A 22,969-nucleotide genomic window follows, 5' to 3' on the forward strand; every position below is an offset into this window, starting at 1 on the left:
GCCCGTGCCCGGCTAGCGTCGGCGGCATGCCGGGACAGCTGCTGCGGGTGGACGTCGGCGACCTGACCTTCGACGTGCGGGCCGACGGTCCGGACGAGGGGCGGCCGGTGCTGCTGCTGCACGGCTTCCCGGAGACCTCGGCGTCCTGGGCGGCGGTCACGCCGCGGCTGGCCGAGGCGGGGCTGCGCACCTACGCCGTCGACCAGTTGGGGTACTCCCCCGGAGCCCGCCCGGCCGAGGTCGGCGCGTACGCGCTGCCGAACCTGGCGCAGGTGACCGCGGACCTGATGACCGCGATGGACGTGCCGCGGGCCGACGTCGTGGGCCACGACTGGGGTGCGAACGTGGCGTGGGCGCTGGCCGCGTGGCACCCCGACCGGGTGCGCACGCTGACCGCAGTGTCGGTGCCGCACCCGTCGGCGTTCACGGCGGCCTGGCGGTCGGACCCCGAGCAGCAGGAGCGCTCGGCCTACATCCGGCTGTTCTGGCAGGAGGGCAGGGCCGAGGAGGTGCTGCTGGCCGACGACGCCCGGCGGCTGCGGCGGATGTTCGGCGACGCCGTCCCGGCTGAGGCGGTCGACGAGTACGTCGCGGTGCTCTCCGCGCCGGGGGCCCTGACCGCCGCCCTCAACTGGTACCGGGCGATGAGCTCGAGCACGCCGGTGGACCCGGTCGAGGTGCCCACCACCTACGTGTGGAGCGACGGCGACGTGGCCGTCGGCCGGCCCGCCGCCGACGGCTGCGCGGAGTGCGTGCGCGGCGACTTCCGCTTCGTCGAGCTGACCGGGGTCAGCCACTGGATCCCCGAGCAGGCCCCGGACCCGCTGGCCGCCGCGATCATCGACCGGGTCGCGTCGGGCTGACGCTAGCGGGCGGTGCCGGTGACCAGGGCCAGCAGGCCGGCCTCGTCGAGCAGGTCGACCGGGCGCACCGTCACCCCGGCGGAGACGTGGTGGAACCCCGCGCTCACCCGCTCCACGGGGACGCCGGTCAGCCGTGACCAGCCGAGCCGGTAGGCGGCCAGCTGCACGCCGGCCGCGGCCAGCTCGGCGCCGGTCGGCGGCGGCCCGGTCTTCCAGTCGACGACCTCGTAGCCACCCGCGTCGTCGGCGAACACCGCGTCGATCCGCCCGCGCAGGGTCAGCGGCCCCAGCGGCGTCTCGAACGGCACCTCCACCTCGACCGGCTGGCGGTCGGCCCACTCGCTGGCGAGGAAGGCGTCCTGCAGGTCGGCCAGGGCGCTGTCGGGGAGGGCGGACTCGTCGCCGGAGCCGGGCAGCTCGTCGAGGTCGAGCAGCCGCGCGGCCCCGAAGCGCTCCTCCAGCCACGCGTGGAAGGCGGTGCCGCGCCGGGCCAGCGGCGCGGGTGCCGCCGGCATCGGCCGGCGCAGCCGGCGGGCCAGCTCGCCCGGGTCGCGGCGCAGCGTGACCAGGGCGGAGACCGACAGGTGGGACGGGAGCGGGATCTCGACGGTCGGCCGGGCCGCCGCCGCCCGCTCGCGCAGCAGCAGGTCGGCGTCGCGCACCCACTGGTCGACCACCGGGTCGGCCTCGCCCAGCCGGAGGTCCGGCTCCAGGGGGTGGGCCGCGGACCCGGCCACGAGCTCCGCGGCCGCGGTGAGCGCCCGCCGGCGTCCGGGTGAGAGCGGGTCGGCCGGCCAGACGCCCACCGGCCACTCCGCGAGCGCCGGGTTCTCCGCGCCGTCCTCCGGTGCCGGCGCCCAGGTGAGCACGGTGCCGGCCCCGGCCTCGCAGGCCTCGCGCACCGCGTGCAGCAGGGACGACGGCCCGCAGGGGTTCACCCCGTCGCGCCACCAGCTGCCCGAGCACAGCAGCAGGTGCCGGGCGCGGGTGACCGCGACGTAGCCCAGCCGGACCTCCTCCCCGGTGCCGAACGCCTTCCAGTCCTCGACGTACTCCTCGAGGGCCTGCTTGACCACCGCCTGGTCGCCGGAGCCGGGCACCGGCAGCCGCAGCCGGGGCAGCTCCTCCCGGTCGACGGTGCGCAGGTCGACCGGGACCGCGCCGGGGTCCTTGATCCACGAGTCGCTGGCACCGGGCTTGGCCGGGAACTGGTCGACGGTCATGCCGGGCACGGCCACGACGTCCCACTCCAGACCCTTGGCCGAGTGGCCGGTGAGCAGCTGCACCGCCTCGGGGTTGACCGCCACCTCCCCCGGCTCCAGGCCGCGCTCGCGCTCCTCGGCGTCGCGCAGGTAGCCGAGGAAGGCCGGCAGCGACGGCAGCTCCGCGAGCTCGGTGAACTGCGCGGCCACGCCGTGCAGGGCGTCCAGGTGGGCGCGGGCGCCGGCCGGGCTGACGTCGGGCGCGCTGGCCAGCTCCATCTCCAGGCCGAGCGTGCGGGCCACCTCGTCGACCAGGTCCGGCAGCGACTCGCCCAGCCGGGTGCGCAGCGCGGCCAGTTCGGCGCCGAGCCGCCGCAGCCGGCGGTACCCCTCGGCCGAGTACGCCTCGGCGTCGCCGAGGTCGTCCAGGGCCTCCACGATGCTGCCGCGCTCCTGCGGCGCCTCGGCCGCGCCCTCCTCCTCGCGTGCCGGGCGGCGGGAGTGCACCAGCGCCCGGGCGCGGGCCTCCAGGGCGGCGAGGTCGCGGGGCCCGATCCGCCAGCGGGCGCCGGTGAGCAACCGACCCAGGGCGTCGCCGGCGGTCGGGTCGACGAGCACGGTCAGCGTGGCGACCACGTCGGAGACCTCGGGCACCTCCAGCAGGCCGCCGAGGCCCACGACCTCCACCGGCAGGCCCCGCTCGCGCAGCGCGGCGGCGATGCCGGGCAGCTGCTTGCGGGTGCGCGCCAGGACGGCGACGGTGGGCGGCCGGCCGTCGGGACGACGGGCGACGACCGGATCGGTGCCGTGCCAGCAGGCGGCCAGCCGGTCGGCCAGCGCGGCGGTCTCCTCGGCCACGGTCGAGTACAGGCCGACGGTGACCGCGCCGCGGCCCGCGGTGGGGGCCGGCGCGAGGTCGGGCAGCGGCACGTCGGGCGGGGGCAGCATCGCCGCGACCGCGTTGGCGACGGCGAGCACGGCCTCGTCGTTGCGCCAGCTGGTCGCCAGGGTCAGCCGCTCGGCGCGGCGGTCGGGGAGGCCGGGGAAGGTGCGGGCGAACCGCTCGATGGTGCCGGCCGACGCACCGCGCCAGCCGTAGATCGACTGCCGCGGGTCGCCGACGGCCAACACCGGGTGGCCGGTGGTTCGGCCGAACAGCGCCTCCAGCATCCGCAGCTGCCCGACGCTGGTGTCCTGGTACTCGTCGAGCAGCACCACCCGCCACCGCGCCCGCTCGCGCCGTCCGACCTCGGGCGCGGTCACCGCGATCCGGGCGGCGGAGGCCACCTGGTCGGCGTAGTCGATGGACCCCATCGCCCGCTTGCGCGCCTCGAACGCCTCGACCAGCGGCAGCAGCGCCACGCGGGCCCGCTGGCGGGCCAGCAGCTCGAGGACCGGGGCGTAGGGCCCCTTCTTGCGGGGCGCGTCGGGGTAGGCGGCGACCTGCGCCTCCAGCCGGGCGGTCCAGGCGCGCAGTGCGGCGGGGGTGACGTCGTGCTCGCCCATCTCCGCGGCCAGGGCGAGGACGTCCTCGACGGTGGTGAGCAAGGACAGCGGGACGTCGTCCATGTCGCCGGTGTAGGCGGACACCACCTGCGCGGCCTGCCCCCAGCACATCGCCGGGCCGAGCACGCCGGCGCCGGGCTCGACGCCGATGCGCAGGCCGTGCTCGGCGACCAGCGAGGCGGCGTACCCGTGGTAGGTGGAGACCGTGGGCTGGGCGATCTCCAGCCGTGCCCGCAGCTCCGGCTCGGTCTCCGGGTGCCGGGCCAGGGCGCCCAGCCGCAGCCGGATGCGCTCGTCCAGCTCGCTGGCCGCCTTGCGGGTGAAGGTCAGCCCGAGCACGGCCTCGGGCTCCACGACCCGGTTGGCCACCAGCCAGGAGACGCGGGCGGCCATGGTCTCGGTCTTGCCGGAGCCGGCGCCGGCGACGACGACCAGCGGCCGGTCGGCCGGGGCGGCGACGACCCGGGCCTGCTCCTCCGACGGCGCGTAGGACAGCCCGCAGCGGGCGGCGACCTCGGCCGGGGTCAGCAGCCGCCGGGGGGCGGGCGCGGCGGAGGCCTCCTCGCCGAACAGGTCGTCGAGGCTCAGCTGGTCACTCACGCGGTCACCTGCCGGCCGCGCTCGTGCAGCGGGCAGCTGCGGCGCGCCGGGCAGCGCTGGCAGTGGGTGCCGGTGCGCACCTCGAAGGCGCCGGCGCCCATCCCGTCCCCCACCGCGGCGATCAGCTCACCGGCCGGGGTCTGCGGCAGGGGGACGTCGGAGGGCAGCGGCTCCTGGTGCTGCTCCTTGGCCTTGGCGCCGGTGCCCACCTGCAGCAGCGCGGCCCCGCCGGGGACGGTGCCGTGGTCGGCGAACGCGCCGGCGGCGACGGCGACCTGGTAGGCGGCCAGCTGGCCGTGCTCCTCGACGTTCCTCGCCGCGGTCTTCCCGGTCTTGAGGTCGACGACCACCAGCCGGCCCTCGGCGTCGCGCTCCAGCCGGTCCACCTGACCGCGCAGGCGGGCCCGGCCGACGACGACGTCGAAGTCCTCCTCCGCGGCCACGAGCTCGCGGCGGTTGGCCGCGTGCCAGCGGAGGAACCGCTCGAGCATCTGCTGGGCGGAGGCCCGCTGGCGCTGGTCGGACCAGCCGGGCCCGAGGTCGAGCCGGTCGAGCTCGGCGGCCAGCGCGCCGGGGGCCTCCGCGGGGGGCAGGCCCTCGGCGACGCGCTGGGCGACGGTGTGCACCGCCGAGCCGACGGTGCGGGTGGCGTCGGGGAAGGCCTCCGCGCCGACCGCGCCGAGCACCCAGCGCAGCGGGCAGCGCTGGAAGGTCTCGATGGCCGAGGGCCGCACCCGCACCGGGTCCTCCGGCGGGACCAGCGGGGCGTCGTCGGACAGCGGGGCCAGGCCCCACCAGTGCGCCGGGGCGGCCCCGGGCACGCCCTCCTCGGCGAGCCGGCGCAGCACCGCCGCGGCGGCCGACCGCCGGCCGGGCGGGGTGTGGGGGTCGGCGACCGCGCGGCGCAGGTCGGCGACGAGCGCCGGGAGGGTGAGCGAGCGGGGCAGGTCGGTGAGCGGCCGGCCGTCCTCCGGCGAGGGCACGACCAGGTCGAGGAACCGGGACGCCGTCGCGCCGGCGTCGGCGCCGTCGACCGCCCCCTGCACCGCGGTGACCACCAGGCGGCGCCGCGCCCGGGTGCAGGCCACGTAGAACAGCCGCCGCTCCTCGGCCAGGACGAGGGTGCGCCGGTCGACGGCGGCCGCGTCGATGCCGGCCACCCGCTCGACGAGGGCCTCCGTGCCGAGCAGGGAGCCGCGCTCGCGCAGGTCCGGCCACACACCCTCCTGCACACCGGCCACGCAGACGACGTCCCACTCCAGGCCCTTGGACGCGTGGGCGGTGAGCAGGCGGACGGTCTCGTCGGTGGCCGCGCGGGCGGCCCCGGTGTCCCCGGGCAGCTCCTGGGCGGCGAGGTGGTCGACGAAGGCCCGGACGTCGGCCGACGGCAGCCGGTCGACGAAGCCCGCGGCGGCGTCGAAGAGGGCCACCACCGCGTCGAGGTCGCGGTCGGCCACCGCGCCGGCGGCCCCGCCGGCGGCGCTGGCCCGCGCCCACCGCCCGGCCAGCCCGCTGCGCTGCCACATCGCCCACAGCACGTCCTCGGCCGTGCCGTCGGCGGCCAGCGCGACCCGGCCGGCGGCCAGGACGGCGGCGACCCGGCGGGCCGGCCGGGCGACGTGCTCGGGCAGCGTCTCCAGCAGCAGCTCGTCGAGGACGGCGGTCGCGAGGGGGGCACCGCGCTCGGCGGCGTCGATCCCCTGCTGGGCCAGGGCGATGCGGACCGCCCGCCGCAGCCGGCGCAGGTCGAGGACGGTGGCGCCACCCAGCGGGGAGGTCAGCAGCGCCTCGGCGGCCGGCTCGTCCAGCCCGGCCGGCGCGCCCTCGCCGCCGGGCAGCAGGGCCTCGAGGACGGAGAGGAACGGGGCCACCGCCGGCTGGGCGGCCAGCGGCAGCTCGTCGGCGGAGACGGCCGACGGGACCCCCGCGGAGGTCAGCGCCCGGCGCAGCGGCCCGAGCGCGGTCGCCGTCCGGACGACGACGGCCATCTGCGACCACGGCACACCGTCCAGCAGGTGCGCGCGGCGCAGCACGTCGGCGACGTAGGCGGCCTCCACGGCGGCCGACCCGAAGACGTGCACCTCCGCGGTGCCCTCGTCAGCGCCCTCCACCGGCTGGAGGCGGCGGTGCTCCCACGGTCCGGGCAGGCCCTCGGCGACGCGGCGGCTGATCCGCAGCAGCTCGGCCCCCGACCGGCGGCTCACCCCGAGGGACAGCCGGTCGGCGCGGCGGCCGTCGGCGTGCCGGAAGCGGTCGGGGAACTCGACGATGCCCCGCGGCTCGGCACCGCGGAAGGCGTAGATCGCCTGGTCGGGGTCGCCGACGGCGACGAGGTCCCCGCCGCCGCCGGCGAGCAGGTCCAGCAGCTCCACCTGGGCGGGGTCGGTGTCCTGGTACTCGTCGACGAACAGCCAGCGGGCCCGCTCGCGCTCCTGCCGCAGCAGCTCGGGGTCCGAGGCGAGCTCCGCGATCGCCTCCCGGACCAGCTCGGCGGGGTCGTACCCGGAGGCGTCACCCCGCCCGGCGGTGGCGAAGGCGGTGACCGCCTCGTACTGGGCCTGGAAGGCCGCGGCGTGCACCCACGCCTCGTGACCGAGCTCGCGCCCCCAGGCGGCCAGCTGGTCGGGGCCGACCCCGCGCTCGGTGGCGCGCAGCAGCAGGTCGCGCAGCTCGGTGCGGAAGCCGGCGGTCGACAGCGCCGGCCTGAGCGTCTCCGGCCAGCGCACCGCCCCCTCCTCCTCCACGTCACCGCGCAGCAACTGCGCCACGACGGCGTCCTGCTCGGCGGCGGTGAGCAGCCGGGGCGGCGGCTCGCCGCGCAGCAGCGCGGCACGGCGGAGGACGCCGTAGGCGTAGGAGTGGAAGGTGCGGGCCAGCGGCTCGCGGATGGTGCGCGCCACCCGGCTGGTGATCCGGGTGCGCAGCTCGGCAGCGGCCTTGCGGCTGAAGGTCAGGACGAGGATCTGCTCGGGGTCGATGCCGCGGTCGATCCGGGCGGCGACGGCCTCGACGATCGTGGTGGTCTTGCCGGTGCCGGGGCCGGCGAGCACCAGCAGCGGCCCGCCGGGGTGGTCGACCACGGCCTGCTGCGTCGGGTCCAGCCGGGGCCGCGCCACCGGCGCCGGCCCACCCTGGACGAGCCGGTAGACCGGCGTCCCCTCCGCCCCCCGCTGTGCCACCCCTCGATGACACCACGTCATCCCGACAGCACCGGGACCGGTGGTGCGGCTGGGGCCTCACGGCCAGCCGACGGCGCGGAGGTCGACCCGGCCGTCCCGCACGGGCACCCCCTCGGTGGCCAGCAGCTCCAGCTGCCGCACCCGCACGGGCTCGGCGGCGGTGCCGTCGGCGCGGACCACCCGGTGCCAGGGGACGGCGGCCCCGCCCTGGGAGAGGGCCCGCGCGACCCGCCGGGGCCCGACGCCGACCAGCCGGCCGATCGCGCCGTAGGTGCTCACCCGCCCCGGCGGGATCGCCTCGACGGCGTCGAACACCGCCTCGTCGACGTCGGAGGTGGACGCGGAGGCCGGTCCTCCGGGCGCCTCGGGTCGCACGGCCGGGCCCGCTGTGCGGCTCAGCCGCGCCGGCCGTACCTGGCCAGGAGCCGGGTCTGGGGGTCGGCGGTGGCCGGCACGTCCAGCGGCGGGTCGATCAGCCCGGGGACGCCGTCCTCCGGCAGCCGGTCGGCGACCACGAGCCCGGCGGTGACCAGCACCATGTCCAGCTCGGTGTCCCCGCCGGTGGCGCGGGCGAGGTCCCAGGAGTGCACCGTCAGGTCGGCGGTCATCTCCTCGATGTAGTGCGCGGCGAGCAGGGGCCCGCGGGCCAGGTGCACCGTGCGCAGCAGCGCGTGGTCCTCCGCGAACGCGGCGAGGGCGGCGTCGGCGGCGCTCTCCCAGCCGGTGAGCGGGTCGTCGCCGAGCAGGTCCTCGGTGGCCTCGGGGAACCGCCCGTCGACCAGGTCGGCGGGCTCCCCGGCCAGCAGCGGTGGCGCCCACAGCGCCTCGTCGACCAGGTGGGCCACGAGGTCGGCGACCGTCCACCCCGGCAGCGCGGGGTCCTCCCACTGGTCGGGCTTCACCGCGTCGACCCGGTCGGTGAACGATGCCTGCGCCCGCTGGAACAGCTCGAGCAGTTCGGCGGGAGAGAATTCGGACACGTCGTCAGTAGACGCCACGAGGGCCCGGGCCGCCCCCCGCGGGGAGCGATCCGGGCCCTCGTGACCGACTGGAACGGCCTCGTCCCCGGGCCCCGCGGCGCGCGGAGCGTGTCGTGGGGAGGGACGAGGTCCTCCTAGTAGGTGGGCAGCGCCTTGTCGATGCGGGTGGCCCACGCCGTCACGCCACCCTGGACGTGGACGGCGTCGGAGAACCCGGCGTTCTTGATGGCGGCGAGCACCTCGGCCGAGCGGACACCGGTCTTGCAGTGCAGCACGATCGGCTTGTCCTGCGGCAGCTGGGACAGGGCCCGGCCGGAGAGGATCTCGTCCTTGGGGATCAGCTTCGCGCCGGGGATCGAGACGATCTCGTACTCGTTGGGCTCGCGGACGTCGATCAGCTCGAAGTCCTTGCCGGCGTCCATCATGTCCTTGAGCTCGTCGACGGTGATCGTCGAGCCCGCGGCGGCCTCCTGGGCCTCCACCGACACGACACCGCAGAAGGTCTCGTAGTCGATGAGCCCGGTGATCGGCTCGGCCTCGGGGTCCTTGCGCACCTTGATGGTGCGGAAGGTCATCTCCAGGGCGTCGTAGACCATCAGCCGGCCGAGCAGCGTCTCGCCGATGCCGGTGATCAGCTTGACCGCCTCGGTGGCCTGGATCGCGCCGATCGTCGCGCACAGGACGCCGAGCACGCCGCCCTCGGCGCAGCTGGGGACCATGCCGGGCGGCGGCGGCACCGGGTAGAGGTCGCGGTAGTTCGGGCCGTGCTCGTTCCAGAAGACCGAGACCTGGCCGTCGAAGCGGTAGATCGAGCCCCACACGTACGGCTTGTCCAGCAGCACGCAGGCGTCGTTGACCAGGTAGCGCGTGGCGAAGTTGTCGGTGCCGTCGACGATGAGGTCGTACTGGCTGAAGATCTCCATCACGTTGTCGCTGTCCAGCCGCGTCTCGTGCAGCCGGACGTCGATCAGCGGGTTGATCTCCTTGATCGAGTCGCGCGCGCTCTCGGCCTTGGAGCGGCCCACGTCGGACTGGCCGTGGATGATCTGCCGCTGCAGGTTGGACTCGTCGACGACGTCGAACTCGACGATGCCCAGGGTGCCGACACCGGCCGCGGCCAGGTACATCAGCACGGGCGAGCCGAGGCCACCGGCGCCGACCGCCAGCACCTTGGCGTTCTTCAGCCGCTTCTGCCCGTCCATCCCGACGTCCGGGATGATCAGGTGCCGGCTGTACCGGCGGACCTCGTCGATCGACAGGTCGGCCGCAGGCTCCACCAGGGGTGGCAGGGACACGGGTTTGCTCCTCAGTCACTCGACAACGACCCGCGCGGGGCCGGCGTTCGTCGGGACAACAGCCTGACACGCCCTCCTAATCCCACCCGGAGGGTGCGGTCGAGGAGCAGGCCCGGAGTGCCCCGGGGAGGGCTCGGACGCAGCAGGGCACGGCACGGGGCCGCGGTACCGGCCGAGGCCGGCTACGGGTACGGCCAGGGGTTCTTGGTGCAGCCCTCGAGGCCGAGGGTCTGCTGCTGCATGACCGGCGCCGGCCGGCCGGGCCCGGGGCACTGCTGGTGCCCGTTGCCGAGGGCGTGGCCGACCTCGTGGTTGATCACGTAGAGCCGGTAGGTGGCGACGTCGCCCTGGTAGTCGGGGACGGCGGTCTCCCAGCGGGCCAGGTTGATGACCGCCCGGTCGCCGTAGCGGCAGGAGGTGTAGCCGCCGGTGCCGACCCCCGGGCAGTAGGTCTCCATGTTCCCGGGGCTGATCAGCGTCACCTTGAAGTCGTAGGCACCGGAGGTGGCCTCGGCGGCCCCGACCCGCTGGAACGACATCCGCCCGCCGCTCCCCCACGACCGCGGGTCACCGAGCGTGCCCTCGACCGCGGCGGCGAAGGCGGCGCCGTCGACGCCGATGCCGTCCTCCACCTCGACGACGAACCGCTGCAGGGGCCCGGTGCCGTACACCTGCGAGGCGCCGTCGACGACGGTCACCGTGCCAGCGCCCTGCTGGACGAAGCCGGCCTGGTCGGGTGCCGGGGCGACGGTCTCGGCCGGGCCGGCGTCCCCCTGGGCGGGCGCCGACGGCTCCGCGGGCGCGGGGTCGGTGGTCGGCGTGGGGGCGGTGGTGGCCGGCTGCTCCGCGGCCGCGGTGCCGGCGTCGGTGCGGGCCGTCGTCGTCCCGCTGCCGAGCACGAGGTCGACGAGGGTGAGCACGGTGGCGACGGTCAGGATCGGGATGGCGTAGGCGCGCCAGCCCCAGCGGGACACGAAGCGGCGCACCCGACCGGCCGGACGGCGCGCGGGGGGCCGGGCGCGCGGCGGCTCGCGGCGGGGCGGCACGGACGGGCGCGCGACGGGGCCGTCGGCGGGCACCCGGACGTCCTCGCGGCGGCGGGACGGGCGCGGGGCCTGGCCGCGCACGGCGACCGGATCGGGCCGGGGAGCACCGGGGGGTACGGGGGGCAGCCCGCGGCGCGTGCCGTCGACGTCCGGGAGGCGGCGCCGGGGCCCGGTGACCGGCGGGGAGGGTCGGGGGCGCCCACCCGGCCCGCGGCCGGGAGGTGCGTCCGCGGGGCTCACCCGGCCAGGTTCTCACGGGTCGCGGGCGTGGCGGCAGACCTCACCGGGGACGGCGTGTGCCTGACCGGCCCCGTCCCGACGACGCGGCCTCAGCGCCCCGGGCGCTCCCCCGCCGCGTCCTCGGCCAGGGCGAGCACGGCGCGGGCCGTCGGCTCCGGCGCCTCCATCATCGCCACGTGCCCGACGCCGTCCAGGACGAGCAGCCGGCCGTCGGGGACGGCGGCGGCCAGCCGCGGTCCGAGCGCGGGGTCGACGAGCCGGTCGCGGTCGCCCCAGACGACGAGCGTCGGCGGGCGCAGGGAGCGGGCGGCGCGCCAGGCGTTGGCCGCGCCGACCCGCAGGTAGGAGGTGATCAGCCCGCGCATGCTACGGGTCAGCGCCCGTCCGGCCCACGGCTGCGCGGCCCGCTCCCGCATCTCGTCGAGGGCCTGCTCCAGCCGGGCCCGCGGGATGCGGCGGGGGTCGCCGAAGCACATCTGCACCATGCCGCGCACCTGCTGCTCCGGGGTGACACCGGCCATCCGGCGTTCGGCGATCGACGGCACGCCGGGGAGCAGGAGCAGCAGGAGGGTACGGCTGAACGCCGCCGGGACCCGGTAGACCGGCATCGCCGGGGAGACCAGCGTCAGCGACGCCACCAGCTCGGGGCGGCGGGCGGCCACCACGAGGGCCGCCATCCCCCCGAGGGAGTTGCCCAGCAGGTGCACCGGCCGGCCCGACGCCTCACCGGGCTCGGCGGCGATCCGCTCGACGACGTCGACGACCGCGGCCACGTGCCCGCGCATGGAGTACGAGCCCCGGGACGGCGGGTGCGACCGGCCGAAGCCCGGGAGGTCGATCGCCCACCCGTCGAACCGGACGGCGAGCAGCGCGGCGAGGTCGGTCCAGTTGGTCGACGCCCCGCCGAGGCCGTGCACGTAGAGGGCCCGTTCCCGCGGCGCGCCGTCCCGTCCGCCGTCCACGGGACCGGTCCACGGCGTCCGCCGGACGAAGACCTCCCCGCCGCGGACCAGCACCGACTCCCCCGGCCAGGGCGGGGGCACCTGGTCGACCGACGGCAGCGCCGCACCCGACATCCGGGCGGTGGGGACGGCGACCGGCGCGGGAGCGGTCTCGGGGGCGCGGGTCACCCGCCGACGGTAGGTCAGCCCGGTCCGTGGCGCGCGTGGCGGTGACCCGTCGGTAACATCCGTGCGTCATGTCACTGTCCCGGTCCGCCACCCCGCCCGCCCGGCGCTCGTCGCGTCTCCCCCGTGGAGCGCGACGCGCGCAGCTGCTGCAGGCCGCGCAGGAGGTGTTCGTCGCCCAGGGCTTCCACGCCGCGGCGATGGACGACATCGCCGACCGGGCCGGGGTCAGCAAGCCGGTGCTCTACCAGCACTTCCCCGGCAAGCGGGAGCTGTACCTGGCGCTGCTCGAGCAGCAGGTGACGGCGCTGACCGACCGGGTGAGCGAGGCGATGTCCGGCACCGACGACAACCGCACGCGCGTCAACGGTGCCGTCGGGGCGTACTTCGACTTCATCAACGACGAGGGCGCGGCCTTCCGGCTGGTGTTCGAGTCCGACCTGCGCAACGACGACGAGGTGCGCGCGCTGGCCGACCGCGGCCACCACGCCTGCGTCGAGGCGATCGCCGAGGTGATCGAGGCCGACACCGGGCTGGACCGCGAGCGCTCGCTGCTGCTGGCCTCCGGGATGACCGGGCTGGCCGAGACCAGCGCCCGGTGGTGGCTGGACCGCAAGGGCACCGTCTCCCGCGACGAGGCGGTGTCGCTCATGACGGCGCTGTCGTGGCGGGGCATCTCCCGGTTCCCCCGGCTCGAGGGCGGCGAGACGCCGGCCTCGTGAGGGCCGGTCCCGTTCGCTGACGGCGCAGTCTCGCCGCAGGTCCGTGCCGCACCCCTGCACTAGCGTGGGGAACAGCCGCGCAACTCGAGGAGGCATCCCCCGTGGAAGTCAAGATCGGTGTCCAACACTCCCCCCGGGAGCTGGTCATCGACAGCCCCCAGACCCCCGACGAGATCGCAGCCGAGGTGGCCAAGGCCATGTCCGGCGCCACCAAGGACGGCCTGCTGACGCTGGTCGACGAGCGTGGCCGGCGGGTCCTCGTGCCCGTCGACCGCATCGCCTACGTGGAGATCGCCCAGGCCGACCAGCGCCGGGTGGGCTTCATCGCCGGGTCCTGAGAACCGACCGACCCTGACGGGGCGTCTCCGCACCGCGGAGGCGCCCCGTCGGCGTCGGTCAGGGGGACAGGTCGACGACGGTGCGCCAGGCCTCGCGGGGGCCCGCGGTCTCGGCCACCAGTTCCTCGTACAGCGCGGCCACGCGGTCGGGGTGGACCTGCTGGTCCTCCCCCACGAGCCCCCGGACGGTGACCGTCGCGACGTGCACGCCCTCGGGCGCCAGGGCACGCGCCTGCACGTCCACCAGCGCCCGCAGCGCCGCCTTCTGGACACCGAGGGTCGCCATCGAGGCCACGGGCCGGTCCGCCGCGCCCGAGCCGGTGACCAGGACGGTGCCCGAGCCCCGCTCGCGCATCCCGGGCAGGACGGCCCGGACGGCGGTCTGCAGCGCCACCGCACCGGCGGCCAGGTCGGCCAGCAGGTCCGCGGGGTCCAGGTCGGGCACGGTCACCTGCCGGCCGACCGAGACGTTGAACAGCAGCACGTCGGCGGGGCCGAAGGTGTCCACCAGCAGCTCCACGGCCGCCGACAGCGACGCCGGGTCGGCGGCGTCGGCGGGGGCCCGCCCGGCGAGGACGCCCGCCAGGTCGGACTGCAGCTCCGCCAGCGCCTCGTCCCGCCGGGCGATCAGACCGACGGCGTATCCCCGGCCGCCGAACCGCCGGGCGGTCGCGGCGGCGATGCCGGGGCCAGCTCCCACCACGACCAGGTGCTGCACGGGGCCTCCCTCTCACGGGTTGAGACCGAGGGTCTCCATCCGCTCGGTGTGGGCAGCGGTGATGCGCTCGATGAGCCGGCCGAGCCCGGCGAGGTCCCCCGTGCCCGCCATGATCAGCCGGGCGAGGTCGTCGCGTTCGGCGATCACCGCCTGCGACTGGGTGATGGCCTCCCCCACGAGGCGTCGTCCCCACAGCGCGAGCCGGCCGGCCACGGTGCGGTGCGGGGGGGTCGCCGCGCGGCCCAGCCGGCCGGCGCAGTCGGCGGGGCGGGGGGGGGGGAGGACGTCGAGCAATAACGCCCGGGCCGGGTCGGGGAGGAAGGTCGCGATCTCGCGGTAGAAGTCCGCGGCCAGCCCGTCCCCGACGTAGGCCTTCACCAGGCCCTCGAGCCAGGTGCGGGGGCGGGTGCTCTCGTGGAAGGCGTCCAGCGCGGCGACGAACGGCGTCATCGCGGCGGTCGGGTCGGCGCCGAGCTCGGTGAGGCGGGCGGTGAGCCGCGAGTGGTGGCCGATCTCCGCCGCGGCCATCTCCGCCAGCGCGGCCCGACCGGCGAGGGTGGGCGCCAGCCGGGCGTCCTCCGCCAGCCGGTCGAAGGCGGTCAGCTCGGCGTAGGCGAGCACCCCCAGCAGGTCGACGACGGCGCGCTCGTCGACCGACGTCACGGGCACCTCCTGGAGCTCACCGGCACGGGACCCGCCCACCCGTCCGGGGGAGCTCCGGGCCCCGGGCAGCGCGGCGCGGAGAGGCTAACCGGTGCGCGCGCTAGGATGGGAATCGGCGGGCCCCTCGGTTCGCTTGTGTATCTGTGCGCTGACGACCGCTGGACGACGCCCTCCGGGGCTGTCTCCCGGGCCGATCCGACGCCCGGTCTGCTGGCCGCGTCGGCGCTGGAACTGATCCCGCGACAACCGACCGGGACAGGTGTGACGCGGCCCTCCGCCGCCGGAGCCGGTCCCCCAGTAGACCAGAGGCGAGAGCACTGACCTCCATCGACGACACCACCCCCGGCCCCGACCTCGAGCACGCCGAGACCGGGGCCCCCGATCCCGAGCAGCTCGAGCAGGCCGCCGAGGAGCTCGGCGGCGCCCCCGTCTCCGAGGACGCCCCGCTGTTCAGCGACTTCGACGTCCACCCCGACGTGGTCGCGGCGCTGGCAGAGGCGGGCATCACCCGCACCTTCGCCATCCAGGAGCTCACCCTCCCCCTGGCGCTGGCGGGCAACGACCTCATCGGCCAGGCCCGCACGGGCACCGGCAAGACCCTCGGCTTCGGCGTCCCGCTGCTGCAGCGCGTCGTCCCGGCGGCCGAGGGCGGCGACGGCGTCCCGCAGGCGCTGGTCGTCGTCCCCACCCGTGAGCTGTGCGTGCAGGTCGCCCGCGACCTCGGCACCGCCGGCGCCAAGCGCGGCATCCGCGTGCAGGCCATCTACGGCGGTCGCGCGTTCGAGCCGCAGGTCGCCGCGCTGCAGAGCGGCGTCGAGGTCGTCGTCGGCACCCCGGGCCGGCTGCTGGACCTGGCCCAGCAGGGCCACCTCATCCTCGGCAAGGTCCGCGTGCTGGTCCTCGACGAGGCCGACGAGATGCTCGACCTGGGCTTCCTGCCCGACATCGAGCGGATCCTGGCGATGGTCCCGGAGAAGCGGCAGACGATGCTGTTCTCCGCGACGATGCCCGGCCCGATCGTCACCCTGTCCCGCTCGTTCATGACCCAGCCCACGCACATCCGGGCGCACGGCAACGACGAGGGCTCGACCGTCCCGCAGACCACGCAGTTCATCTACCGGGCGCACAACCTGGACAAGCCCGAGCTGCTGGCCCGGGTGCTGCAGGCCCGTGACCGCGGCCTGGCGATGGTCTTCTGCCGCACCAAGCGGACCGCGCAGAAGGTCGCCGACGAGCTCGTCGAGCGCGGGTTCGCCGCCGCCGCCGTGCACGGCGACCTCGGCCAGGGCGCCCGTGAGCAGGCGCTGCGGGCCTTCCGCAGCGGCAAGGTCGACGTGCTGGTCGCCACCGACGTCGCCGCCCGCGGCATCGACGTCACCGGCGTCAGCCACGTCGTCAACTACCAGTGCCCCGAGGACGAGAAGACCTACGTGCACCGGATCGGCCGCACCGGCCGCGCCGGCTCCACCGGGGTCGCGGTCACCCTGGTCGACTGGGACGACATCCCGCGCTGGCAGCTGATCAACAAGGCGCTGGACCTGGACTTCACCGACCCGCCGGAGACCTACTCCACCTCGCCGTGGGTCTACACCGACCTCGACGTCCCCGAGGGGGCGACCGGCCGGCTGCCCCGCGCGCAGCGGACCCGCGAGGGCCTGGACGCCGAGACCCTCGAGGACCTCGGCGAGACCGGCAAGCGCACCCGCGGGAGCTCGCGCGGTCCCGCCCGCGACGAGGCCGAGCAGAAGCCGGCCGCGGCCCGGTCCAGCCGGCCGCGTCGCCGGACCCGCGGCGGCGGTGCCGCCGCGGCCGGCGCTGCTGCCGTGACCGGGGGCGAGGCCCCCGCGGGGACCGAGGCGTCCGCGGGTGAGGCCGCGGCCTCGGGCGAGACGGCCGGGCCGCGCCGTCGCCGGCGCCGCCGGGGCGGCGCCAACCGCGGCTCCGCCGAGCCCGCCGCCTAGCGGGCGCGCGTGGCCCTCCTGAGGCGTCCGCCCCTGCGGGTGTGGGTCTGGGCGGCGGCCACGCTCGCGCTGGCCGTCGTCGCCGTCCTGCTGTGGCGGGGCTCCGACGCGGCGGCCACCGACAGCACGACCGCCGGTCCGGCCGGCGTCCCCCCGGGGACGCCGGCCGGTGCCGTCTCCGCCGCGTGGACCTCGGCGACGAGCGGGGACGGCGCCGCCCGCCCGGCGGTGCACGGCGGCCGGGTGCTGGTCGGGGACGAGCGCGGGGTGCACGCGCTCGACGCGGTCACCGGCGAGGAGGCGTGGCGCTACACCCGCGCGAACGCCGTCCTGTGCGACTGGACGCTGGTCGGCGGCCGCGTCGTCGCCGTCTTCCGCACCGAGGACCGCTGCGACGAGGCGATCGCGCTCGTGGCGGACACCGGCGTGCGGGCGTGGACGCGGAACGTCGACCTGCGGACCGACGCCGTCCTGCACAGCACCGACGGGATCGTGCTGGCCGCGAGCCCCACCGGCGTGGTGACCATCGACCCGGTCGGGGACAACATCCGCTGGCGCCAGGCCGCGACCGGGGGCTGCCGGCTGCTCGACGCCGACGTCGGGGAGGCCGGGGTCGTCGTGCTGCAGCGGTGCGCCGAGGCGCTGCAGCTGCGCCTGTTCGACGGCTACGAGGGCAGCCCCCGGTGGACCCGGGACCTCCCCGGCGGGAACGCGACGCTGGCGGGGGTCGACCGTGCCGTGGTCCTCGCGCAGGACGACCGCGTGCAGCTGTACGCCGGCGCCGACGGCACCCCGCTCGGCTCCCCCGTGACCGGACCGGCCGACGGGACGGCCACCGCGACCGGCATCGGCGACACCCTGCTCGTGCTGGCCGGCGGCACCCTGTCCGCCGTCGACCAGGCCACCGGCGACCTGCGCTGGGACGTCCCGGCGGCCGCCCTCCCCACGGGGCCGGCCGTCCCCGGGCCGGGCGACGCCACCCCGGTCCCGGTCGCGGAGGACGGCGCCATCGTCGTCCGCGACCTCGCCACGGGGGCGGAGCTCAGCCGCTCGGCCGTCGCGGGTCTGCGACCAGGCGGGGCGACCACCCTGGTCGGGCCGGTCGTCGTCCTGCAGCTGCCCGATCGGGTGATCGCCTTCCGCTGACCCGGGGGAGGCACCCGGCTCCGCGCCGGGGTTGACTGGGGGTCATGGTGATGCCCGCCGGCCCCGACTCCAGCACCCCCCTCTCCATCGCCCCGGACGACCTGCGGCAGCTGGCCGACCACGACGCGCGGCACCGCACCTTCACCGGTGGGGCCGGCCCCCTCGCCGCCCTGGACACCGGTGGGGACGGCGCCGGCGGAACGGTGCTCATGGTGGCCGGCTACACGGGCAGCAAGGAGGACTTCGCGCCGCTGCTGCGGCCCCTGTGCGCCGCCGGGCTGCGGGTCGTCGCGCTCGACCAGCGGGGCCAGTTCGAGTCCCCCGGGCCCGACGACCCGGCCCGCTACACCGTCGCCGAGCTCGGGGCCGACCTGGTCGCCGTCGCCCGGCAGCTGCGCGACGAGGGGGTCCGCCCGCTGCACCTGCTGGGGCACAGTTTCGGCGGGCTGGTCAGCCGGGCCGCCGTCCTCGCCGACCCGTCGGCCTTCGACTCGCTGACCCTCCTCGGCTCCGGGCCCTCACGGCTGGTCGGCCCGCGCGCCGACCTGCTCGACCACCTCTCCCCGCTGCTCGACGCCGGCGGGGTGCCGCTGGTGCAGCAGACGCTGGAGCAGCTGGCGATGACCGACCCCAAGGCGCAGGAGGTGCCCGCCGCCACCCGCGCGTTCCTCGACCGCCGGTTCCTGGCCAACAGCGCCGCCGGCCTGCGCGGCATGGCCGACGCGATGACCACCGAGCCCGACCGGGTCGCCGAGCTGGCCGCCACCGGGGTCCCCGTCCTGGTCGCGCACGGCATCGCCGACGACGCGTGGGCCCCGGCCGTGCAGGAGGACATGGCCCGGCGGCTGGGCGCCCGGTACGAGGTGATCCCCGGGTCGATCCACTCCCCCGCCATCGAGAACCCGCCCCGGACGCTGGAGGTCCTGCAGGCCTTCTGGGCCTCGGTCCCCTCCCGCGCCGGGGACGGCCGGGACGCCACGGTGCGGTCGTGAGTCCGCCGGTGCGGTCGTGACCCCGGCGGTGCGGTGGTGAGCCCCTCGGCGCGCGAGTGGACCGCCGAGGAGGACCTGCTCGGCTTCTTCGGACCCGACAGCGTCACCTGGCGGGTGCACGCGGACCCCGTCTTCTCCGTCGGGGGTCTGCGGGCGCTGCTGCTGCAGGCGCTGCACCCGGTCGCGATGGACGGGGTGGCGACCTTCTCGGAGGGGTTCCGCAGCGACCCGTGGCCGCGGCTGGTCCGTACCGCCGCCTACGTCGACACCCTGACCTTCGGCACCCGCCGCGAGGCGGTGCGCGCCGTGCGGCGGGTGCGCGGCCTCCACCGGCGGCTGGCCGGTGTGGAGCCGACCAGCGGTCGCGCCTACCGCGTGGACGACCCGGACCTGCTGCTGTGGGTGCACTGCTGCGAGGTCGACTCGCTGCTCGACGCCGCCCGCCGGACCGGGGTGGTGCGGACCGACGCCGACGCCGACCGCTACGTCGCCGAGCAGGTGACCGCGGCGGTGCTCGTCGGCTGCACCCCGACCGACGTGCCCGGCAGCGTCGCCGAGCTGGCCGGCTACTTCGCCGCCGTCCGGCCGTCGCTGGCGGTGACGCCCGCCGCCCGCGACGCGCTGCGGCTGGTGGTGACGCCACCGATGCCGACGTGGGTGCGGTGGCTCACCCCGGCCCGCCCGGCGTGGGGCACCCTGGCGTCGCTGGCGGTCGCCACGCTGCCGCAGTGGGCCCGGCGGATGTACTCACTGCCCGGGCTCGGGGTCACCGACGCGGCGGCCACGGCCGCGCTGCGGGCCTTCCGGCAGGCGGTGCTGCGGCTGCCGCAGCGGGCCCGGCGCTCCCCGATCGTCTGGGCCGGACTCGAGCGGGTCGCCCGGGCGGTGCCCGTCAGCCCGTGAGGCGCGGCGACGTCGGGCTGCCGTCAGCCGGGGTCTCCTCGGCGAGGAAGCTCCACGTCTCCCGCGGCGGGGTGGCCGCCTGCCCGACCGGGCAGCTGGGCCGGAAGTCGCACCAGCCGCACTGCCGCCCCGGAGCAGCGGGGAACGCGGCGTCCGGGTCCTCGCCGGCGTCCAGCGCGGCGGTGGCCGTGGCGATGTCCGCGGCGATGTCCTCCGCGCGCCGCACGTGGTTGGCCAGCGACCGGTCGGTGTGCTCGAAGGCGGCCACCGTCCCGCTGGGCAGGTGGTGCAGCTCCACCCGGCTGCACGGCCGGCGCAGGGTGCGGCGGACGCCGAGCACGTAGGCGGCCAGCGCGGGTGACCCGCGGGCCTCGTCGTCGGTGCTGACCGACCGGCCGGTCTTGTAGTCCACGACCACCAGCTCGTCACCGCGCTGGTCGATGCGGTCGACCCGGCCCGACAGCGCCAGCCGCTCGGTGGTGGCGGCCACCTGCCGCTCGGTGCCGACCGGCTCGTCAGTGGGGTCGAGGCCTGCCACGTAGTCGGTGAGCCAGCCGGCGGCGCGGGCCCGCCACCGCTCGGCCTGCTCGGCGTCGCGGAACCCCGCCGTCGACCAGACGGAGTAGAGCAGCTGCCGGGCCGCCACCGGCGTCCGCTTCGACACGGGCAGCTCCCACCAGGAGCGCAGCGCCGCGTGCACCGCCGACCCGACGCTGTTGTGCGCCCACGCCGGCCCCCGGGGCGGGACCGGCCGGTCGACGTAGGCGTACCGGTACCGGCGCGGGCAGTCGGCGAACGCGGCCAGCTTGCTCGGCGTGGCCGGGAACAGCCGTCGGGGCATGCCCGGCATCTCCAGCTGCTCGCCTCCCACCCCACCACGCTAACCGCGGGGACCGACCGTGCCGCGTCAGTCCCGGTACGGCGCGGCGCCGGTGCCGGCGGCCAGCAGCGCCTCCAGCTGGTCGGGGGCGGTGGTGCAGGCGCCGATCGGCGTCGTCTTGTTGGTGCCGTGGTAGTCGCTGGAGCCGGTGACCAGCAGGCCCAGGTCGGTGGCCAGGTCACGCAGGTGGGCCCGCTCCTCCACGTCGTGGTCGGGGTGGTCGACCTCCAGGCCCAGCAACCCCGCCGCGACCATCGCCGCGATCGCCTCGTCACCGACCACCCGGCCCCTCTTGGTGGCCAGGCCGTGCGCGAAGACGGGCACCCCGCCGGCGGCGCGCACCAGGGCGATGCCGTCGAGGACGTCGGTGTCGGCCTTGGCCACGTAGAAGGGGCTGCGGTGGTGCAGCAGCGTGGCGAACGCGTGGTCGACGGACTCGACGACCCCGGCCTCGACCAGGGCCCGCGCGACGTGCGGCCGGCCCACCACGCCCCCGGCCGAGCGTTCCACGATCTCCGCCCACGCCACCGGGTAGCCGGCCTCGGAGAGGGCGGTCACGATCCGCTCCCCCCGGCCCAGCCGCTCGGTGCGCAACCGCGCCCGCTCCTCGGCCAGCGCCGGGTGTGCGGGGTCGAACAGGTAGGCCAGCAGGTGGACGCTGATCGGCGGCGCCCCGGCGGGGAACCAGCGGCACGACAGCTCCATGCCCGGGACGACGGTCAGCCCCGCGGGCCGCGCCGCCTCCGCCTCCGCCCACCCGCCGGTGGTGTCGTGGTCGGTGAGTGCGACGACGTCGAGGCCGGCGGCGGAGGCCGTGGCGAGCAGCTCGGCGGGGCTCTGGGTGCCGTCGGAGACCGACGAGTGGGTGTGGAGGTCGATCCGCATCACCGGTCAGCCTGCCGCACGGGGGGCGTTCCCGCCGGGGGGCCCGGCACTCAGCGTCGCCGTCCGGCCACCCGGGGGGCCCGTGGACGCCGTCGGATCGGCTGGGTGTCGCGGCGTCCTCCCTCGGGCCCCGGCCGCAGCGGGCTGCGCCGGCGTGGCTCGGGGTTGCCCTCGTCGTCGCCCGAGTCGGCGCCGTCACCGCCGAACAGCAGGTTGCTGACCTTGCGGTAGAGGAGGTCGGCGCGCGGCAGGTAGGTGATCTCCGACAGGGCCTGCTGCTGACCGGCGGACTCGAAGCGGAACGTGCCGTAGCCCAGCAGCTGGCCGAACAGCGTCTCCTTGTACGTCAGGTCGGTGATGCGGCGCAGCGGCAGCAGCGCGACCGTGCGCACGATGAGACCACTGGTCAGCAGCACCCGGCGGTTGGTGACGATGAAGTGCCGCATCCACCACTCGCCGACCCGCAGGCCCAGGTGGACCACGGCGCCGACGAGCACGAGGAAGCCGGCGGTCGTGGACACCTGGTTCTCACGGTCGAGCAGCAGCAGCCAGAGGCCGAGGGCGAGGAACGGCAGCGTCTTCACCACCGGCTCGATCAGCACCGCCCAGTGCCGGCGGGTGGCGATGACCGGGGGCTGCTCGTGCGGCAGCAGGTACTTGTCGGCGTCCTTGCTCCACCGCGGTTGCCGGCCGTCGGACGGCCGGGTGCCTGGCGGGCCGGACACGGCGGGCGGCTAGACCAGCGACCCGACGAAGGCCGCGAGGGACGACGCCGCGTCGCCGAGCGCCTGTCCGGCGGTCCGGACGATCTCGGCGGAGTTCTCCGGGGCCTGGATGACGTAGAAGACCACGAAGGCGACGACCAGCCAGGTGAGGACCTTCTTGAGGTTCACCGTCACCTCCGTGGGTGGGCATCGGGGTGCGGGGACGATGGTGTCCCCACAGCGGGCCCCATGGGTAACACAGGTCCCACGGGTCCCATCCGGGACACGCCGCCGGGGTTGCGGGCCGATGCGGTCCGGTCCGTCACGTCCCCGGCAGGAGGTGCTCGCTGGGCGGGCCCAGTGGCAGGTCGGGGTAGAGCCGTTCGCGGAGGTCGAGGAGGGTGAGCCGCTCGGCCAGCAGCCAGGCCGCGGACATCGGCCACATGACCAGCCACAACCACACGCCGTAAGCCTCCCCCACGAAGGCGGCCCGGTCGTCGGAGGTGGGCACCGCCCACAGCGGCGCGCGCTGGCCGGCGGCCTCGACGTCGGCCGAGGACGGCCCGGCGATGACGTCTCCGGGGTCGAGGCCCGGCAGCCCCGCGTAGCCGCACCCGACCCCGGTACCGGGCTCCTCGGCGACCAGGACGAGCTCCGCGGACCCGCCGAGGGGCGCCGGCCCGGCGCAGTCGACGACGATCGCGCGGGCGCCGGGCTCACCGCCCCAGGCCAGGCCGGTCACCGACCAGCCCGTCGGCATGGGGTCGGGCACCCAGGCCGGGACCCTCGCGTCGGCCGTCACCGCGGCGATGGCGTCGTGGCCGACGACCAGTGTGTGGTGCAGCGGCGTGACGGCGCCGTGCACGTGACACCAGGCCTGACCGGAGTTGCCGGGGCGCACGACCAGCCGCTCGCCGCACCGGGGACAGACCGTGGTCGCAGTCATCGGGCATCACCGTCCTGTGACCGGAGGGGTTCGTCAAGCGCGGCGCGGGGCGCCACGTGCGTACCGTGCCGGG

General features: G+C 76.6%; 21 protein-coding genes. 7 read left to right on the forward strand and 14 right to left on the reverse strand.

Annotation, left to right across the window (positions count from 1 at the left end):
• Positions 1 to 26: 26 nt before the first annotated feature.
• Positions 27 to 863, forward strand: coding sequence for an alpha/beta fold hydrolase (locus tag ACI79E_RS04350; RefSeq protein ID WP_456931313.1), 837 nt, complete (start codon positions 27 to 29; stop codon positions 861 to 863).
• Between the two features lie 2 nt (positions 864 to 865).
• Here the strand turns inward: ACI79E_RS04350 and ACI79E_RS04355 are convergent, their stop codons facing one another.
• The 7 genes from ACI79E_RS04355 to ACI79E_RS04385 form a co-directional block, all read right to left on the reverse strand.
• Positions 866 to 4,171, reverse strand: coding sequence for an ATP-dependent helicase (locus ACI79E_RS04355; RefSeq protein WP_456931314.1), 3,306 nt, complete (start codon positions 4,169 to 4,171; stop codon positions 866 to 868).
• Positions 4,168 to 7,350 (reverse strand): ATP-dependent helicase, encoded by a 3,183-nt coding sequence (locus tag ACI79E_RS04360; RefSeq protein ID WP_456931315.1) that lies wholly within the window; start codon positions 7,348 to 7,350, stop codon positions 4,168 to 4,170. Before ACI79E_RS04360 ends, ACI79E_RS04355 begins: the two co-directional genes overlap by 4 nt.
• Positions 7,351 to 7,407: 57 nt before the next feature.
• The gene (locus ACI79E_RS04365) at positions 7,408 to 7,725 is read right to left on the reverse strand and encodes an MGMT family protein (RefSeq protein ID WP_456931316.1); all 318 of its coding nucleotides are present in this window, start codon (positions 7,723 to 7,725) and stop codon (positions 7,408 to 7,410) included.
• Positions 7,726 to 7,745: 20 nt separating this feature from the next.
• Entirely contained in the window at positions 7,746 to 8,330 is a 585-nt protein-coding gene (locus ACI79E_RS04370; RefSeq protein WP_456931317.1) for a TIGR03086 family metal-binding protein, read from the reverse strand.
• Positions 8,331 to 8,464: 134 nt separating this feature from the next.
• Positions 8,465 to 9,625 carry an adenylyltransferase/sulfurtransferase MoeZ gene (gene moeZ / locus ACI79E_RS04375; protein ID WP_456931318.1) on the reverse strand — a complete coding sequence of 387 codons (1,161 nt, stop codon included), beginning with the start codon at positions 9,623 to 9,625 and terminating at the stop codon, positions 8,465 to 8,467.
• 182 nt (positions 9,626 to 9,807) lie between these two features.
• On the reverse strand, positions 9,808 to 10,704 hold the full coding sequence (locus ACI79E_RS04380) for a DUF3152 domain-containing protein (RefSeq protein WP_456931319.1): 897 nt from the start codon (positions 10,702 to 10,704) through the stop codon (positions 9,808 to 9,810).
• 296 nt (positions 10,705 to 11,000) lie between these two features.
• Positions 11,001 to 12,041, reverse strand: a complete 1,041-nt coding sequence (locus tag ACI79E_RS04385) for an alpha/beta fold hydrolase (protein ID WP_456931320.1) — start codon at positions 12,039 to 12,041, stop codon at positions 11,001 to 11,003.
• A 68-nt stretch (positions 12,042 to 12,109) separates the two neighbouring features.
• On the opposite strand from ACI79E_RS04385, the gene ACI79E_RS04390 reads away from it, so the two are divergent.
• Positions 12,110 to 12,760 (forward strand): TetR/AcrR family transcriptional regulator, encoded by a 651-nt coding sequence (locus tag ACI79E_RS04390; RefSeq protein WP_456931321.1) that lies wholly within the window; start codon positions 12,110 to 12,112, stop codon positions 12,758 to 12,760.
• A gap of 101 nt (positions 12,761 to 12,861) precedes the next feature.
• Positions 12,862 to 13,098, forward strand: a complete 237-nt coding sequence (locus ACI79E_RS04395) for a DUF3107 domain-containing protein (protein WP_456923807.1) — start codon at positions 12,862 to 12,864, stop codon at positions 13,096 to 13,098.
• 58 nt (positions 13,099 to 13,156) lie between these two features.
• On the opposite strand, the gene ACI79E_RS04400 is transcribed toward ACI79E_RS04395, so the two are convergent.
• The gene (locus ACI79E_RS04400; protein ID WP_456931322.1) at positions 13,157 to 13,816 is read right to left on the reverse strand and encodes an SDR family NAD(P)-dependent oxidoreductase; all 660 of its coding nucleotides are present in this window, start codon (positions 13,814 to 13,816) and stop codon (positions 13,157 to 13,159) included.
• Positions 13,817 to 13,828: 12 nt separating this feature from the next.
• A complete protein-coding gene (locus ACI79E_RS04405; protein ID WP_456931323.1) occupies positions 13,829 to 14,479 on the reverse strand; it encodes a ferritin-like fold-containing protein in 651 nt (216 codons plus the stop codon).
• Between the two features lie 476 nt (positions 14,480 to 14,955).
• Here ACI79E_RS04405 and ACI79E_RS04410 point away from each other — a divergent pair, with 476 nt between their 5' ends.
• The 4 genes from ACI79E_RS04410 to ACI79E_RS04425 are packed head-to-tail and all read left to right on the forward strand — an operon-like array spanning position 14,956 to position 19,481.
• A complete protein-coding gene (locus tag ACI79E_RS04410) occupies positions 14,956 to 16,440 on the forward strand; it encodes a DEAD/DEAH box helicase (RefSeq protein WP_456931324.1) in 1,485 nt (494 codons plus the stop codon).
• A gap of 9 nt (positions 16,441 to 16,449) precedes the next feature.
• Complete coding sequence (locus tag ACI79E_RS04415; protein WP_456931325.1) at positions 16,450 to 17,586, forward strand: outer membrane protein assembly factor BamB family protein; 1,137 nt, start codon at positions 16,450 to 16,452, stop codon at positions 17,584 to 17,586.
• 44 nt (positions 17,587 to 17,630) lie between these two features.
• Positions 17,631 to 18,578, forward strand: coding sequence for an alpha/beta fold hydrolase (locus ACI79E_RS04420; protein ID WP_456931326.1), 948 nt, complete (start codon positions 17,631 to 17,633; stop codon positions 18,576 to 18,578).
• Positions 18,579 to 18,614: 36 nt separating this feature from the next.
• Positions 18,615 to 19,481, forward strand: a complete 867-nt coding sequence (locus tag ACI79E_RS04425) for an oxygenase MpaB family protein (RefSeq protein WP_456931327.1) — start codon at positions 18,615 to 18,617, stop codon at positions 19,479 to 19,481.
• On the opposite strand, the gene ACI79E_RS04430 is transcribed toward ACI79E_RS04425, so the two are convergent.
• The 5 genes from ACI79E_RS04430 to ACI79E_RS04450 form a co-directional block, all read right to left on the reverse strand.
• Positions 19,471 to 20,352 carry a RecB family exonuclease gene (locus ACI79E_RS04430; RefSeq protein ID WP_456931328.1) on the reverse strand — a complete coding sequence of 294 codons (882 nt, stop codon included), beginning with the start codon at positions 20,350 to 20,352 and terminating at the stop codon, positions 19,471 to 19,473. The two genes, ACI79E_RS04425 and ACI79E_RS04430, sit on opposite strands and share 11 nt — an antisense overlap.
• A gap of 36 nt (positions 20,353 to 20,388) precedes the next feature.
• Complete coding sequence (locus ACI79E_RS04435) at positions 20,389 to 21,246, reverse strand: PHP domain-containing protein (protein WP_456931329.1); 858 nt, start codon at positions 21,244 to 21,246, stop codon at positions 20,389 to 20,391.
• Positions 21,247 to 21,296: 50 nt separating this feature from the next.
• Positions 21,297 to 21,971 carry a PH domain-containing protein gene (locus tag ACI79E_RS04440; protein ID WP_456931330.1) on the reverse strand — a complete coding sequence of 225 codons (675 nt, stop codon included), beginning with the start codon at positions 21,969 to 21,971 and terminating at the stop codon, positions 21,297 to 21,299.
• 9 nt (positions 21,972 to 21,980) lie between these two features.
• Positions 21,981 to 22,139, reverse strand: a complete 159-nt coding sequence (locus tag ACI79E_RS04445; protein ID WP_456851673.1) for a hypothetical protein — start codon at positions 22,137 to 22,139, stop codon at positions 21,981 to 21,983.
• Positions 22,140 to 22,272: 133 nt separating this feature from the next.
• On the reverse strand, positions 22,273 to 22,896 hold the full coding sequence (locus ACI79E_RS04450) for a DUF6758 family protein (RefSeq protein ID WP_456931331.1): 624 nt from the start codon (positions 22,894 to 22,896) through the stop codon (positions 22,273 to 22,275).
• Positions 22,897 to 22,969: the final 73 nt, after the last annotated feature.

It is taken from the genome of Geodermatophilus sp. SYSU D00079, from assembly GCF_054050635.1.

What these genes read in the sequence shown, in the direction of transcription:
- ACI79E_RS04350 (WP_456931313.1), top strand. Translation starts at nt 27, where the DNA reads ATGCCGGGACAGCTGCTGCGGGTGGACGTCGGCGACCTGACCTTCGAC.
- ACI79E_RS04390 (WP_456931321.1), top strand. Translation starts at nt 12,110, where the DNA reads ATGTCACTGTCCCGGTCCGCCACCCCGCCCGCCCGGCGCTCGTCGCGT.
- ACI79E_RS04420 (WP_456931326.1), top strand. Translation starts at nt 17,631, where the DNA reads ATGGTGATGCCCGCCGGCCCCGACTCCAGCACCCCCCTCTCCATCGCC.
- ACI79E_RS04435 (WP_456931329.1), bottom strand. Translation starts at nt 21,246, where the DNA reads ATGCGGATCGACCTCCACACCCACTCGTCGGTCTCCGACGGCACCCAG.
- ACI79E_RS04450 (WP_456931331.1), bottom strand. Translation starts at nt 22,896, where the DNA reads ATGACTGCGACCACGGTCTGTCCCCGGTGCGGCGAGCGGCTGGTCGTG.